Here is a 13,787-nt window from a genome sequence, read left to right as displayed (position 1 = left end):
GCCATGCAACTGAAGATCAATTCGTATGTGACGATCGACAACAAGCACGTGATCAGAGCGCTTGCCGATGCGGACGAATACACGCTGCAGCAGCTTGGCCTGGCCAAGGTTCACGAGACCGAGATGGTGGTGCGCCGGCCGCCACCTGATGAAGCTCGCCAGACCCCGACGATCGAGCACGTAATCACCGCAGCCAGTCGCGGCGATCTTCCCGAGTTCATCGAGCGCGCCCGTCAGTTTCTGGACGAACAAGGCGTGTTCGTGCGCACCGATCGCCTGCTGGCCAAGCTGCGGGAGGTGGCCCATGCTTGAGACCCGCGAAATCCGCTTCTTCTGCGTCTGCGGCGCCATCGGCGGCGGCGCCCTCGGCTTCCAGCGTGGCAGCGCCCGCGTGGGCAACCTGCAGGCGAAGTTCCGCTGCATCGGCAGCGTCGACGTCAACCCGGCCGCGTGCCGCGACTTCGAGCGCCTGGTGGGCAGCAAGGCCACGGTCATGGATCTCTTCAGCCGCGACCAGTACATCGCCTGGCACGGCAAGGAGCCGCCGGCCGGCTGGCGCGAAGCCACGCCGGCGGATCTGCGCCGTGCGGCTGGCAACGAGCGGCCCCACATCATCTTTACCAGCTCGCCGTGCAAGGGTTACAGCGGCCTGCTCAACGAGGCGAAGTCCAAGACGCGCAAATACCAGGCGCTCAACGAGCTGGCCCTGCGCAGCGTGTGGCTGTCCATGGAAGCCTTCGCGGATGACCCGCCGGAGTTCTTCATGTTGGAAAACGTCCCGCGCATCGCCACCCGCGGCCGCCACCTGCTGGACCAGTTGCGCAGCATGCTGGAGCACTACGGCTACGCGGTGGCCGAGACCACCCACGACTGCGGCGAGCTTGGCGGCCTGGCGCAGAGCCGCAAGCGCTTCCTGCTGGTGGCGCGCCACCAGGCCAAGGTGCCGCCGTTTCTGTACGAGCCGCCGTGCCGGCCGCTGCGCGCGGTCGGTACCGTGCTCGATCGCTGCCCGCTACCGGGCGACGTCGAGCGCGCCGGCCCGATGCACCGCGTGCCGAGCCTGCAGTGGAAAACGTGGGTGCGCCTGGCCTTCGTCAAGGCGGGCAGCGACTGGCGATCGCTGCAGCAGTTGCGCGTGGTCGACGGCATGCTGGCGGACTTCGGCATCGCGCCGGAGGCGACATGGAACAACGGCGTGCTCGGCGTGCAGCGCTGGGACGAGACCAGCGGCACCGTGGCGGGCGCATCGCGGCCGGGCAACGGCAATTTCAGCGTGGCCGATCCGCGGTTCGCCAGCAGCGGCAACAGCTACGGCCAGTACGGCGTGCGGCGGTGGGGTGACAGCTCCGGCGCGATCATCGCGGTGAAATCGCCAGGGCAAGGCACGTTCGCGGTGGCTGATCCGCGCTGCCCGTCGACGAAGCACAACAACTGCTTTCGCGTGGTCGCCTTCGATCACGCCGCCGGTACCGTCACCGGCGGCGGTCACCCTTCCGCCGGCGGGCAGGCCGTCGCCGACCCGCGCCAGCCGGGCCAGCCATTCGCCAAGTACGCCGTCACGCCCTACGACAGCCACAGCGGCACAGTCATCGGCGGCAGCACCACTGGGCAGGGCGCGTTCGCCGTCGCCGACCCACGGCCGCGCATGGACCGCTCCGCAGGCCATTACCTCACCGGCGGCCACTACGGCGTGTTGCCCTACGACGCCACCAGCTACGCGGTCACCGGATCGGCCTGCCACGACAACGGCCACTGGTCCGTCGCCGACCCGCGCATGCCGGCGGCCACCGACAAGCTGCAGGCGATGATCCGCGCACTGGACGGCACCTGGCACCGCCCGTTCACCACCTTCGAGCTGGCCGCGCTGCAATCGCTGGTGGATCCGGAAACCCAGCTCGAACTGGACGGCCTCAGCGACCAGGCATGGCGCGAACGCATCGGCGACGCCGTACCGCCCGACGCCGCCGAAGCCATGGCCTGCACCTTCGGCCGCACCCTTCTTGCCGCCTGGAGCGGCCAGACGTTCTTCCTCGACAGTTGCCCGATCTGGGTGCGACCGGTGGCGGTGGCGATCGCGTTGCCGGGATATGCCACAGCGGAGGCCGCATGACCCGCCACAAAAGCTGGCCCAAGAAAGACCTGCCCAAGCCCTGGACGCCGAAGAAGTACCGCCCGCCCCTGCCGGCGCTGGTCACCGACCACGCCCTGGTGCGCTACATGGAGCGGGTGATGCAGATCGACGTGGAGCGGCTGCGCAGCGAGCTGCTCGGCGACGGCCGCGCCGAACTGATCCGCACCATCGGCACCGGCCACCTGCACACGCCCGAAGGCGCCACCCTGGTGGTGCTGGACGGCAAGATGGTCAGCGTGCTGCGCACCGATGAACTGAAGCAAGGCGCGCGGGTTCGGCGGTCGACGCCATAGCGCCGGAGACGACATGACAACCACGACCGTCGAACGAAACAACGAAACGCGCAGCGCCACGGCACCCCCGAAGTTCTACGTGGTGTGGATTGATACCGACCTTGGTTACGGGGAGCCGGACTGGGAGATGAACTCCGCCCCCAAGCCCTACGAGCTCGCTGAGCAGGAGGCCGCCGAATGCCTGGCGCACGGCTTCTTGTCGCTGATCCTCCCGGAAGGCGAAACGCCGCGCGCAGATGGCCACTTCTCCAACCCGGAAACCGATCCCGAACTGCCCTTCACCCCCTAGGAGAAACCCATGCAACTGGTCGAATTCCCCGAACAGACCGTGATCTATGCCAAGGATCAGCCGGAGTACAACCCGCTGCCGGCGCACCGCGTTCCGGACAGCGACACCGGCGAGATCATCTGCTGCTGGAAGCTGAGCTGGCGCGAACGCCTGCGCGTGCTGTGGCGCGGCGTGGTGTGGCACCACATCCTCACCTTCCACCAGCCGTTGCAGCCGCAGCGGCTGGCGGCGGAGAAGCCGGCGATGGACGTGCAGTGATGGCCAAGCCCAACAACGACAAGACGCTGGCGAAGTCAGTAGGTGAAGGCTGGGATGCGTGGGGTGCCGCTTGCGGCTTCACCAGCTGGGCGAAAGCGGCTGAAGCCATCGGGATCACCGTTGCGCAGATGGTGACGATCCGCAAGAAGGAACCGCGCAAAACGATCCGCCTCGCGATGGATGCCGTGCTGTCGCAGCGGTGGCATGGTCGGGTAGACACCACCACGATCTGCGAATGGTACGAAACGTACTGGCGGGAGCGGCAGGTGCGAATCAGTCCCTGCCCCATGTTCGATACTCGGCACGAATTGACCGTGGCCGACTGTTTCGATGACGGCCTGTCACACGTCTATTGCACTTGTGGCTGGGTTGGGCCTGGCGCGCTGGGCGATGAAGGGGCTGTGGAGCTTCACAATCGCCCACGCGGTTTCGGCATTGATCCGGCTACGCCGTGGGTGGTGCACGAGAACCCACCCGCTGGCATCGACGTCGATCCGGACGAGCTGCCATTCTGAGCCGCACGCTTTCCCGTTGACCTTGCCGCCCGACCCGCACACGGTCATGCAGCATGGGAAAGCTGCGGCCACGCCTCACTGAAGTCCGGTTTCACTGCCTCGATTGCGATTACCGCTTCGAGGCGGAGCCCGTGCGGGTGGAGGACGCGCCCGAAGACGAGTGGCACCCCTGGCGCTACATCGGCACCTGTCCGGCCTGCGGCGACGAGTGCGAGCAGGAGCGCCAGCAGCGCGGCCTGCTGAAAGCCTGGGCGCACGCCACCGGGCCGAAGACCGCCGAGGGGTTGGCCAACACCGCGAAGAACCTGGACGGCCACCCCACGCCGGAAGAGGCGGCGCGCACGCGCTTCAACGGCTTGAAGCACGGGCTGACCGCGCGGGCGGCCACCTACTGGCCGAGCAAGCCGGGCGGTTACCCCAGCTGCAAGGATTGCCAGTGCGTCAGCACCCGCGGCGCCTGCCCGCAACGGATGGAGCTGTATTTCCGCCACCACCTGGCGTTCACCGCCGGCGACCCGTCGCTGCTGACCGAACTGAATGCCGACCTGCACGCCAACCTGCGCAGCATCATCAACTTGATGATCCTGGACGTGCTGGCGGACGGCAGCACGATCCGTGCGCCATCCTGGTACTACGACAAGGATGGCCACTTCCACCTGGCGCAGTACGAGGACAAGGAAACCGGCCAGATGGTGGCGCTCACCGAGCTGCGCGAGCACCCGATGCTGAAGCGCATCGGTGAGTGGGTGGCCAAGATCGGCTTGTCGCTGAGCGACATGGGCATGACGCCGAAGGCGAAGGAAGCCAGCGAGGATGCGGTGGGCTACCTGGCCGGCCAGGCGCAGCGGCAGGAGAGCCAACTGGAGTACCAGAAGCGCAGCACGCTGGCGCTGGAGGATCTGAGCAACCTGATCGCCCGCAGCCGCGAGAACACCGCGCGCGACCCGGTGCTTATCGAACACCAGCAGCAGGCCGGCGAAAATGGCTGAGCGCGTATCCCGCGCCGAGCGCTACCGGCTGCAGCACGTGGCCGAGCGCGAGGTGATGCGCTTCGCCGGCGACCACGCGCTGTGGCACAAGCACGTGCACAACGTGACGCTGGACCCGATGCAGGTGCTCAAGTGCATCGAGATGGACCGCCACCGCAACACCATCGACTTCAGCAGTCGCCGCACCGGCAAAACGGCGGTGAAGGAGATGTACCTGCTGAAGCAACTGGCCACCGCGCCGGACCAGGAACTGGGCATCGTCGCCCCGCGCGAAGCGCAGTCGCTGGTGAACCTGAACTATCACCTGGACGCGATCCGCCGCAGCCCGATCCTGACCGCCCACCTGAACTATCGCAGCGGACGCCAGCAGTTCGCCGACACGTACTACCAGTTCGCCAATCGCTCGATGGCCCGGGCCTACGGCATCATGGCCAACGTCGACGGCGGCGATCTCACCGCGGCATCACTGGAAGAGGTGGACGACATGCCGCGCGACCGGCTCTATGGCCGTTTCCTGCTGATGATGGGCAGCACGCGCCGTCTTGGCGCCAGTGAGGACAGCAAGAACGATCCGCAGATCCGCATCACCGGCGTATTCAAGGGCGCCGACACGCTGAGCGAGATGATCGCCGGCGGGCAGTACCACGTGCTGCCCACGGTGGACGTGCACCTGGGCATCGAGCTGGGCATCTTGAACGCCAGCTTCATGGAGCAGATGCGCGCCGAGCTGGACCCCGACGAGTACATCCGCCAGCTGCTGTGCAAGAACATCTCCAGCCGCAACCTGATCTGGGAAAACAAGGTGCGCGCGGCGATGCAGTTGGGCCTGAAAAGCGGGCTGGAGCTGGCCGAGCCGATGCCCGGCGGCGCGCGCTACCCGCGCCGCGGCATCGTGAGCTTCGGCTACGACGCCGCCGGCCACGGCGAGAACCCAGCCAGCTCCAAGCATGCGCTGGTGGTGACCGAGCAGATCGGCAACTTCATCTTTTTCCCGTTCGTGAAGTTCTGGCCGGCCGGTACCGGCGAGCCGGAGGTGCAGAAAGACATCGTGGCGTTCTGGCGCTACTTCCGCCCGGACTACGCCATCGGCGACGCGTTCGGCGTGGGCATGCTCACGGCCTTGAACGATGAGCTTTTCCGCGAGGGTCTGACCGACATCGACCGCCGCGCGATCGGCGATGGCGAGAGCACGGCCAGCACCTGGCCGGAGTGGGCGTTCAGCCCGATGCGCTTCGAGGGCATGACGAAACACCAGATGGCGCACGCGATGCGCACCGTGTTCCACAACGACGCCGCGGTGCTGCCGTACTTCGACGACCAGGACATGGCCAACCGCGAGACGGCCAGCCTGCGCCAGTTCGCGCGGCAGCTGCCGAACATCGTGGCCAAGCCGACCAAGACCAGTTACTCCAGCTACAAGATGGCCAACCCGAAACTCGGCGATGACGGCTTCGACGCCGCCATGGCGGCGGTGTGGGCGCTGGCCACGCGCGGCACGTCGCACGCGCCCACCATCATCCTGTCCACCAGCCACAGCCGCGCGCGCCTGCTCGAGCGCGCGGCATAGGAGTACGCCATGGGTATCCTCGACCGCCTGTTCGGCAACAAGCCCACGGCAAGCATTGCCAGCGCCGGCAACGCCGCGGCGGAGCAGGCACTGCCCGGCGAAGTAGCCCGCGGCAGCAGCGAGCAGGGCTCGCGCAGCACGGCGGAGGACCAGCTGAAGCGGCTGTACCGCCAGTTCTACGTGGACGTGGAGCTGCGCCAGACCATCATGGACATCCGCACCATGGACCGGCTCGACGGCCGGGTGAAATCCATCCACCGCCGCACCAGCCGCGCCGCCGCCAAGGGCGGCATCAAGCTGGTGGCGCCAGGCCAGCCGAAGTGGCTGCAAGCGGAGTTCGACAGCTTTTGCCGGCGCCTGCACCTGGACCGCCGCGACAAGCTGGAGAGCGACATCCGCGGACTGATGATGGAGGGCAACCTGTGCATGCAGTGGGTGCTGGACGCCAACCAGGCGCAGGTGCTGGGATGCGCCCGCATGCCCTCGGAATCCATCGTGCCGATGGTGAGCCCGTCCGGCGTGTTCGATCACCCCGAGAAGGCGTTCGTGCAGCGGGACATCTACGCCAACCGCGACATCGCCAGCTTCGGCCTGTGGCAGATGAGCCACGCCCGACTCACCCCGGACAACTACGACGACTTCGGCTCCATGGGCCGGCCCTACCTCGACGCCACCCGCGCCGTGTGGAAAAAGCTGACCAGCACCGAGGAGGATCTGGTGATCCGCCGGCGCATGCGTGCGCCGCTGCGCATGTCGCACGTGCTGGAAGGCGCCGGCAAGGAAGACATGGATGAATACCGCGCCGGCGTGGAGCGCGACCAGGCCGCCGGCAACTTCCGCGATTACTTTCTCAACCGCAAGGGCGCGGTAACCGCGCTGCAGGGCGACGCCAACCTGGATCAGATCGGCGACGTGAACCTGCTGATCGACACGTTCTTCAGTGGCGCCCCCGCGCCCAAGGGCCTGTTCGGGTATATCGGCGAGATGGCCCGCGACGTGCTGGACGACCTCAAGGCCGACTTCTTCGACGAGCTGGACGCGCTGCAGGACAACGCGGCGTGGACCTACCAGCAGGGCTTTCGCCTGCACCTGCTGCTGCGCGGGCGCAACCCGGACGCCTACGAGTTCAGCGTGGAGTTTGCCGAGCGCCGCACCGACACGCCGAACCAGCGCGCCGACCACGCCCTGAAGCTGCAGGCGCTGGGCCTGCCCCGGCAAGTGGTGTGGGGGGCCGCCGGCATCGACATCGCCGCCGCCGAGCGCGCCAGCGAGCAGGAGAAGGCGGACGGCGACCCGTACCCGAACGGCGACGGCGCACCGCCCGGCACCACCCAACTGCCGCCCTCGAAAGCGCCACGCGTCAGCGTGACGCCCGGCAACGCGCGCAAGGGTGAGAGCGCCACCAACATCAGCACCACCACGCACTGATGGCCAGCGGAGCCGCCCAAAAAGCCGCCATCGACAAGGCCGTGAAAGCGGCCCGGGCGCAAATGGTGGCGTACGGCAACGAGCAGGCCGAGGCCGTGCGGCGGCTGCTGGAGCTGGTCGCCAACGCCATCCGGATGGAGCTGCTCAGCCTGCAGGACGGCGGGCGCGACGTGTTGCCCGGACAGATCCCCAGCCTGCGCGCCTTCCTCGGTGGCCAGACCGACCAGCTGCTGCAGCGGTACCGCGAGATCGTGTATGCGGCCCTGCCGGAGAGCGCGCGGCTCGGCGCCGCCGGCATCCTGCCGCTGACCGGCAGCGGGCTGAGCGTGGACGCGGTGGTCACCCAGACCATGGCCTGGCTCACCAGCTTCCGCGCGGCCGATGGCCTGCAGCTCAGCGACCGGCTATGGCGCGTGGCCAGCACCGCGCAGGCCGAGCTGCGCACGGTGATCGAGAACGGCATCATGCGCGGCCAATCCAGCTACCAGGCCGCGCTGGAATACATCCAGCAGGGCAAGCCGGTGCCGAGCGCGCTGGGCCTGGGCATGCAGGCGCGCCAGGCCGCCACGCTGGCGGCCAAAGCGGAAGCGCTGTTGGTGAACCCGCAAGGCGACGTGCTCTACGCCGCGCACCGCGTGGTGCGCACCGAGATGAACCGGGCCTACGTGGAAAGCAACGTGGCCAGCCTGGCGCAGCACCCGGACGTGATCGGCATCCGCTACCTGCTCAGCCCGCTGCACCCGAAGACCGACATCTGCGACCTATACGCCCGGGCCAACCTGTTCGGTCTCGGCCCGGGCGTGTACCCGCCCAGCGAACTGCCCTACCCGGCGCACCCGAACACCCTGTGCACGATCGAGGCAGTGTTCATCGACGAGGTGACCGACGCCGACCGCGCCGGCAAGCAGACCGCGTTCGAGTGGCTGGCCACCCAGCCGGCCGCCGTGCACGAGGGCGTGCTGGGTGGCAAGCAGAAAGCCGCCGCGTTCGCCGCTGGCCAACTGCACGAGACCGAGCTGCTGGCGCCGTGGCGCCAGATCAGCGCTCGCCTGGGGGGCACCGCATGAAAACCGATGGCCTGTGCTGCCCCGGCTGCGGCAAGAAGCTGCTGGTGGACAACGTGCTCACCGCCCGCGTGGTGCGCCTGGGCGAGAAAGAGAGCCACGCCCGCTGCAACCGCTGCAAGCGATGGATCACCGTGCCGGTGGTGCTGGCGCCGGCGCGCACGCTTTCCCGTTGACAAGCCGAAACCCGCCGCACACGGTCATTCATGGCAGCGGGAGTCCCGCCGCGACCATGGCAGTGGCGCGGCGGGACGATTTTCGGAGACGGCGATGATGCGCAAACGGTTACTGGCGATTGCACTGGCATGGCTGGCCACGCCGCTGGCTGCCCCGCGTATCTTCCGGCTCGACAACAACGACCCGCCGCCCGGCGCCAAGCGCTTCATGTGCGGCCTGGACGGGGTGAAGCTGGCGGAAGGCTCGCCGCGCACCACGGTCACCATCATCCGCACCGGCACGTTCAGCGACCCGCGCTACGGCACCTTCGAGATCACCCGCGACATGCTGCTTGGCATGGTGCGCAACTTCGACGCCCGCACCTACGGCCAGGACATCTTCATCGACGTGGCGCATGAGCCGGCCAACGGCGCCGCCGCGAAGATCCTCAGCCTGAAGGTGGACAGCAACCGCCTGCGCGCCGACGTGGAGTTCACCCCGTACGGCGTGGCCGCGGTGAAGGACCGCGGCTTCGTGTACCTCAGCGCCGAGTTCGTCGACAACTTCGTCGACAACGAGGCCAACCAGTCTCACGGCCCGACGCTTCTTGGCGCCGGGCTCACCACGCGCCCGGTCATCAAGCGCATGGACCCCGTCACCCTCGCCGAGGGCGACAGCGAACACCCGGTGTTCTTGCACCCGGAGCTGATCCGTCAACTTTCCGAATCCCTGGAGCAGACCACCATGAACTGGCTCGAAACCCTGCGCGCCAACCTGCGCGCGCTGAAGCTCAGCGAAGAAACCATCACCTCCATCTGCGCCGCCTACGAGGCGGCCGCGAAGAACCTGGGCGAGGACGCCACGGCTCACAAGGGCCTGGTCGACAGCCTCACCGCCACCGGCAAGACCCTGGCCGAAGCCGGCCACAGCGGCCCGATCACGCTGACCGTGCAGGCCCCCGCCGGCAAGATGCTGAGCGAGGCCGACATCACCAAGCTGCTGGACGATCGCGAAGCGGCGCGCGTCAATGCCGCCACCAAGCTGGCCACCGACAAGGCCGCCCGCGTCAAGCAGTTCAGTGATGCGATCGCCGCCGCGCAGGGCCTGTCCGACGACACCCGCAAGCAGCTCGGCGAGAACGTGGAGGGCCTGATCACCGGCGACATGACCGAGGCGCAGGTGAAGGCGCTGGCGGAGAACCAGATCGCGCTGGGCAACAAGATCGAGTCGGCCACCAAGCTGGCGGAACTGGGCTACCCGATCCGCTCGGGCGTCACCCATATCACCGTGGACGACAGCAACCAGATCAAGGCGCTGAGCGAGAAGGTGCGCAAGGGCCTGCAGCAGACGCAGGAAGCGTTCAACGGCAAGCTGGCGTTCGTGGAGGAGGCCAAGCAGAGCCCCTTCATCAAGACCATGCTGGCCGAGTTCGACCGCGACCACGCCTACCAGTTGCACCAGGAAGCCAAGATGCTGGCCGGCGGCCCGGTCAACACCGGCGACCTGACCATCCCGGCCACCGTGCAGCGCGCGGTGATCGAGCAGGTGTACCAGCGCCTGGACATCCTGAGCCTGGTGAACGCCAGCGTGGACCCGACGACCGGCGCCACGCACACCATTCCGTACCAGACCCGCGACACCAGCGCGGTGATGAACGGCGGCATCGTGTACGAGGGCCAGCCGATCCACCGCGCCGGCATCGCGCAGGCGCTGGACTACGCCTACATCGAGCCGCGCAAGCTGGCGATGGAACTGAGCAACGAGGCGGCGTTCTTCAGCCGCAACAGCACGGTCATCAACTTCGACGCCTGGGCCCGCAACATCGTCAGCAACGCGCAGGTGATGCGCGAGCTGGTGGCCGCCGCCATCGCCAACCGCATGTTGCGCGACAGCGACGCGTTCAGCGTGGTGGACGTGGCCGTCGGCACCGCCACCACCGCGTACACCGGCGCGGCCAATGGCTACAAGACGGCCAGCTTCCCGGTGGTGCGGCCGTACCAGGCGCGCGACCTGCAGGGCAATGCCGTGGGTGCCGCCGAGCAGCCGATCGTGGTGAAGGACGGTGCCACCGTGCTGGCCGAGTTCGACGGCAGCGGCACCCAGGCCGCGGGCAAGTACTACCGCGTGCTGAGCTACAACCTGGGCCTGTTCCAGATCTGCGACCAGACCGGCGCCGCCAGCGCCCCGGCCGGCGCGGTGACCATCGGCTACAGCTACACCACCAACGTGCTGAAGGTGGACACCGACGTCGCCGCGGGCAGCACCTATGAAAAGCAGATGAACAAGATTCTGCAGGCCGTGGGTGCGCGCAAGGCCACGCTGAGCCAGCAGCGCTACGTGAAGCCGGACTTCTTCCTGGCCAGCGACGTGCTCACCAACATGATCACGGACGCGGAGCAGTTCAGCGAGGCCAGCAGCCGCGCGGATGCCGGCATCGACGGCCAGGGCAACCTGCAGCCGGTGAAGGGCATTCCGGGCTGGGCGACCGATGCCCCCGGCATCGACCTGGGCGACGAACGGATGCTGATCGGCCAGCGCGCGAACTTCTGGTACACGATCGCCAAGACGTTCCAGACCGGCGTGCCGTACGAGATTTTCGACAGCAACGGCAAGGCCCTGGGCAAGCGCGGAGCGTACGGCGAGGAGTACAGCTCGCTGCACATCCCGAAGCCGCTGCGCAGCCGCTTCACGTCGATCCTGGCGTACAGCGTCACCAACGCCCGCGGCGCCTGATAGCCAACCCCGGAGCCGGGAGGGCGCGCCAGCGCCCTCCCTTTCCGCCATACAAGGGCCCGACCCATGAACCAGATCCCCGTCACCAACACCACGGAACACAACCTGCACGTCGGCGGCCACGTGCTGCGCCCCGGCGAGACCATGCACGTGGACGCGCACCTGGTGCCGCCAGGCAAGGGCGAAACCAGCGCGCCGGCGGACACCGCGCCCCCGCTGAACCACGTGCAGGAACTGCAGAAGGCCAAGAGCGATATCGTGATCGCCGAGCTCACCGCGCTGAGCCTGGACGATCTGCACGCGCTGGAAGCGCTGGAAGCATCCTCCAGCAAGCCGCGCAAGGGCGTGCTGGAAGCGATCACCGCCGAGCACCTGCGCCGCGCCAGCGAGGAAGGCGACAACGGCGACAACAACAGTGGCGACAACGGGGCCAGCGAGGAAGGCGACAACGGTGACAACAACGGTGGCGACAACGGGGCCAGCGAGTAACCGATGCTCACCCTGGCCAGCCTGCTGCCCGACTACAAGGCCTCGCTGCGCGATGCAGCGAGCGTCTTCACGGGCACGCCGGCCGGCGCCGATCCGATCGCCAACCCGGCCGACCCTGACGCCGATTTCAAGCGCCACCTGCTGACCGCGGTGCGCGCCATCGGCATCGACGGCAAGCGCAGCTGCACCAAGCTCGGCCAGCTCGCCCTGCAGGCGGGCGTGGCGGTGTACAGCGACGTGCCGGCCGACATCCTGGAGCCGAAGGCCAGCGACTGGGGCGTCGGCACCCTGCCGGCGTGGCAACAGCCGGCCGGCGCCTTGCCGGTGGCACGGCTCACCGTGGACGCCACCGACACGCCGCTGCTGGTGCTGTCGCCGCCGCCCAGCGCGGAGCAGATCGCTGCGTTCGGAGCCACCTGGCGCTACTACTACCTGGCCACGCCGGTGCTGACCGACGCCGGCAGCACGCTGAAGGAAGGCGACCGCGACCTGATCATCCTTCGCGCGATGGTGGAAGCCACCCGCGAGCTGGTGAACCGCAACCTGCACAAGCCGGTGCAGCTGAGCCCCGGCAGCGGCAGCTACCCCAGCAACCAGACGCCGGCGAGCTGGCACCAGGCGCTGCTGGCCGAATACAAGGCGGCGGCGTGATGGCCGGCCCCGTGTTCAACCTCACCCATGACGCCGACAAGATCGGCCGCGCGCTGACGCAGGCCACCGACGTGGCCGTGACCGAGATCGACAAGGCGCTGGGGCGCGGCAGCATCGAAGTGGCGCGCGAGATGGCACGGCAGGCGCCGAAGTACCGCAGCGAGCTGGCCAACAGCATCGCCGCCGAGCGCGTGGGCCTGCTGCTGCACATGGTGCGCGCCCGCGGCAAGACGTACGGCCCCTACGTCAACGACGGCACCGGCCCCGGCGGCGTGATGCCGATGGCCGAGGCGCTGAACTGGGTGCAGCGCAAAGGCATCACCCCGCGCACGCCCGGCATGAGCCTGCGCAGCCTGGCCGCGCTGATCCGCCACAGCATCGCCAGGAAAGGCATCAAGGCCAACCCGTTCGCCGACCGCACGCTGCAGGCCATGCTGCCGCGGCTGGATGCGCTGCTCGATGCCGCCGCCGACAAGGCGCTGGCCACGGTGGCCAAGTCGTGAGCACCAAGGGCGACCGCATCAAGTACCTGGCCACCGCGCTGGCTGCGCAGTTCCCCGCGCGCGGCGTGACGCGCAGCTTTCGCATGCACGCCGAGCGTAACGACAGCGAGCTGGCGCCTGGCCTGTTCACCGTGATCGGCAACGGCGTGGCCGACTACCCGTACGAGCACAGCGACTACAGCCCCGGCCTCGATGCGCCGGCGCAGACCGAGCTGGGCGCGCTGCAACTGATCATCACCGGCCAGATCAAGCTGGCCGAGGGCAGCGACGGCGAAGCGGTGGAAGGCGCCGAGCTGGACATGCTGGCCGACCTGGAAGCGTTCGCCAACGCGGCGATCGCCGACGACAAGCTGGTCACCCTGCGCCTGCTCAGTGCGCGGCAGAGCGCCCAGCTCGACACCCCTTACGGCTGGATCCACACCGAGTGGCTGCTGCCACTGCTGGAGGCATGAGATGGCACGCGAGAAAACCACGCCGATCGACCAGCCCGCCGATGGCACGCTGTCGCCGGCGATCACGGGCGACGATGCCGGCGCTGCAGCCAGCGAAGCCGACACCCTGGTCGGATTGCTTCAGCAGGCCGCCGCCAAGCCCATCGCACCCACCCGCACCCGCGACCGCGACCCCGCCGACCGCGAAGCCTGGAAGCGCGAGCGCGCCCGGCAACTCGGCCACCACCGCTGATATCTGACCCACCACACCGCCCCACGGCCAAGCGCCA

General features: G+C 68.2%; 17 protein-coding genes. All 17 read left to right on the top strand.

Features of this window, described 5'->3' with window-relative positions; all coding sequences use genetic code 11:
* The first annotated feature begins 3 nt into the window (after positions 1-3).
* A complete protein-coding gene (locus tag ACVCL3_RS15945; protein ID WP_447099936.1) occupies positions 4-312 on the top strand; it encodes a hypothetical protein in 309 nt (102 codons plus the stop codon).
* Positions 305-2,110: a DNA cytosine methyltransferase gene (locus ACVCL3_RS15940; protein ID WP_447099935.1), complete on the top strand. Its 1,806-nt coding sequence runs from the start codon at positions 305-307 to the stop codon at positions 2,108-2,110. The genes ACVCL3_RS15945 and ACVCL3_RS15940 overlap by 8 nt, the downstream gene beginning before the upstream one ends.
* On the top strand, positions 2,107-2,424 hold the full coding sequence (locus tag ACVCL3_RS15935) for a hypothetical protein (protein WP_447099934.1): 318 nt from the start codon (positions 2,107-2,109) through the stop codon (positions 2,422-2,424). The genes ACVCL3_RS15940 and ACVCL3_RS15935 overlap by 4 nt, the downstream gene beginning before the upstream one ends.
* Positions 2,425-2,437: 13 nt before the next feature.
* The gene (locus tag ACVCL3_RS15930; RefSeq protein WP_447099933.1) at positions 2,438-2,713 is read left to right on the top strand and encodes a hypothetical protein; all 276 of its coding nucleotides are present in this window, start codon (positions 2,438-2,440) and stop codon (positions 2,711-2,713) included.
* A 9-nt stretch (positions 2,714-2,722) separates the two neighbouring features.
* Positions 2,723-2,971 carry a hypothetical protein gene (locus ACVCL3_RS15925; RefSeq protein WP_447099932.1) on the top strand — a complete coding sequence of 83 codons (249 nt, stop codon included), beginning with the start codon at positions 2,723-2,725 and terminating at the stop codon, positions 2,969-2,971.
* Positions 2,971-3,486, top strand: coding sequence for a hypothetical protein (locus ACVCL3_RS15920; RefSeq protein ID WP_447099931.1), 516 nt, complete (start codon positions 2,971-2,973; stop codon positions 3,484-3,486). The genes ACVCL3_RS15925 and ACVCL3_RS15920 overlap by 1 nt, the downstream gene beginning before the upstream one ends.
* Positions 3,487-3,623: 137 nt before the next feature.
* On the top strand, positions 3,624-4,475 hold the full coding sequence (locus tag ACVCL3_RS15915) for a hypothetical protein (RefSeq protein WP_447099930.1): 852 nt from the start codon (positions 3,624-3,626) through the stop codon (positions 4,473-4,475).
* Positions 4,468-6,042 carry a hypothetical protein gene (locus ACVCL3_RS15910; protein WP_447099929.1) on the top strand — a complete coding sequence of 525 codons (1,575 nt, stop codon included), beginning with the start codon at positions 4,468-4,470 and terminating at the stop codon, positions 6,040-6,042. Before ACVCL3_RS15915 ends, ACVCL3_RS15910 begins: the two co-directional genes overlap by 8 nt.
* Before the next feature lie 9 nt (positions 6,043-6,051).
* Complete coding sequence (locus ACVCL3_RS15905) at positions 6,052-7,470, top strand: hypothetical protein (protein WP_447099928.1); 1,419 nt, start codon at positions 6,052-6,054, stop codon at positions 7,468-7,470.
* 41 nt (positions 7,471-7,511) lie between these two features.
* Positions 7,512-8,537: a hypothetical protein gene (locus ACVCL3_RS15900; RefSeq protein WP_447099927.1), complete on the top strand. Its 1,026-nt coding sequence runs from the start codon at positions 7,512-7,514 to the stop codon at positions 8,535-8,537.
* The gene (locus ACVCL3_RS15895) at positions 8,534-8,710 is read left to right on the top strand and encodes a hypothetical protein (RefSeq protein ID WP_447099926.1); all 177 of its coding nucleotides are present in this window, start codon (positions 8,534-8,536) and stop codon (positions 8,708-8,710) included. The genes ACVCL3_RS15900 and ACVCL3_RS15895 overlap by 4 nt, the downstream gene beginning before the upstream one ends.
* Before the next feature lie 94 nt (positions 8,711-8,804).
* Complete coding sequence (locus ACVCL3_RS15890; RefSeq protein WP_447107238.1) at positions 8,805-11,423, top strand: phage protease; 2,619 nt, start codon at positions 8,805-8,807, stop codon at positions 11,421-11,423.
* A 66-nt stretch (positions 11,424-11,489) separates the two neighbouring features.
* On the top strand, positions 11,490-11,912 hold the full coding sequence (locus ACVCL3_RS15885; RefSeq protein WP_447099924.1) for a hypothetical protein: 423 nt from the start codon (positions 11,490-11,492) through the stop codon (positions 11,910-11,912).
* A gap of 3 nt (positions 11,913-11,915) precedes the next feature.
* Entirely contained in the window at positions 11,916-12,563 is a 648-nt protein-coding gene (locus ACVCL3_RS15880; RefSeq protein ID WP_447099923.1) for a hypothetical protein, read from the top strand.
* The gene (locus ACVCL3_RS15875; RefSeq protein ID WP_447099922.1) at positions 12,563-13,066 is read left to right on the top strand and encodes a hypothetical protein; all 504 of its coding nucleotides are present in this window, start codon (positions 12,563-12,565) and stop codon (positions 13,064-13,066) included. Before ACVCL3_RS15880 ends, ACVCL3_RS15875 begins: the two co-directional genes overlap by 1 nt.
* On the top strand, positions 13,063-13,518 hold the full coding sequence (locus ACVCL3_RS15870; RefSeq protein ID WP_447099921.1) for a hypothetical protein: 456 nt from the start codon (positions 13,063-13,065) through the stop codon (positions 13,516-13,518). Before ACVCL3_RS15875 ends, ACVCL3_RS15870 begins: the two co-directional genes overlap by 4 nt.
* Before the next feature lies 1 nt (position 13,519).
* A complete protein-coding gene (locus ACVCL3_RS15865; RefSeq protein WP_447099920.1) occupies positions 13,520-13,750 on the top strand; it encodes a hypothetical protein in 231 nt (76 codons plus the stop codon).
* Positions 13,751-13,787 lie beyond the last annotated feature (37 nt).

Source organism: Rhodanobacter sp. UC4437_H4 (assembly GCF_052978425.1).
The sequence above is the reverse complement of the archived record's forward strand: the minus strand, read 5'-3'. Positions and strand labels throughout refer to the sequence as shown.

Excerpts from the sequence above, each read along its gene's own strand:
- ACVCL3_RS15935 (WP_447099934.1), top strand. The coding sequence starts at position 2,107 with ATGACCCGCCACAAAAGCTGGCCCAAGAAAGACCTGCCCAAGCCCTGG.
- ACVCL3_RS15880 (WP_447099923.1), top strand. The coding sequence starts at position 11,916 with ATGCTCACCCTGGCCAGCCTGCTGCCCGACTACAAGGCCTCGCTGCGC.
- ACVCL3_RS15895 (WP_447099926.1), top strand. The coding sequence starts at position 8,534 with ATGAAAACCGATGGCCTGTGCTGCCCCGGCTGCGGCAAGAAGCTGCTG.
- ACVCL3_RS15920 (WP_447099931.1), top strand. The coding sequence starts at position 2,971 with ATGGCCAAGCCCAACAACGACAAGACGCTGGCGAAGTCAGTAGGTGAA.
- ACVCL3_RS15945 (WP_447099936.1), top strand. The coding sequence starts at position 4 with ATGCAACTGAAGATCAATTCGTATGTGACGATCGACAACAAGCACGTG.
- ACVCL3_RS15930 (WP_447099933.1), top strand. The coding sequence starts at position 2,438 with ATGACAACCACGACCGTCGAACGAAACAACGAAACGCGCAGCGCCACG.
- ACVCL3_RS15865 (WP_447099920.1), top strand. The coding sequence starts at position 13,520 with ATGGCACGCGAGAAAACCACGCCGATCGACCAGCCCGCCGATGGCACG.
- ACVCL3_RS15940 (WP_447099935.1), top strand. The coding sequence starts at position 305 with ATGCTTGAGACCCGCGAAATCCGCTTCTTCTGCGTCTGCGGCGCCATC.
- ACVCL3_RS15905 (WP_447099928.1), top strand. The coding sequence starts at position 6,052 with ATGGGTATCCTCGACCGCCTGTTCGGCAACAAGCCCACGGCAAGCATT.
- ACVCL3_RS15910 (WP_447099929.1), top strand. The coding sequence starts at position 4,468 with ATGGCTGAGCGCGTATCCCGCGCCGAGCGCTACCGGCTGCAGCACGTG.
- ACVCL3_RS15925 (WP_447099932.1), top strand. The coding sequence starts at position 2,723 with ATGCAACTGGTCGAATTCCCCGAACAGACCGTGATCTATGCCAAGGAT.
- ACVCL3_RS15885 (WP_447099924.1), top strand. The coding sequence starts at position 11,490 with ATGAACCAGATCCCCGTCACCAACACCACGGAACACAACCTGCACGTC.
- ACVCL3_RS15890 (WP_447107238.1), top strand. The coding sequence starts at position 8,805 with ATGATGCGCAAACGGTTACTGGCGATTGCACTGGCATGGCTGGCCACG.
- ACVCL3_RS15875 (WP_447099922.1), top strand. The coding sequence starts at position 12,563 with ATGGCCGGCCCCGTGTTCAACCTCACCCATGACGCCGACAAGATCGGC.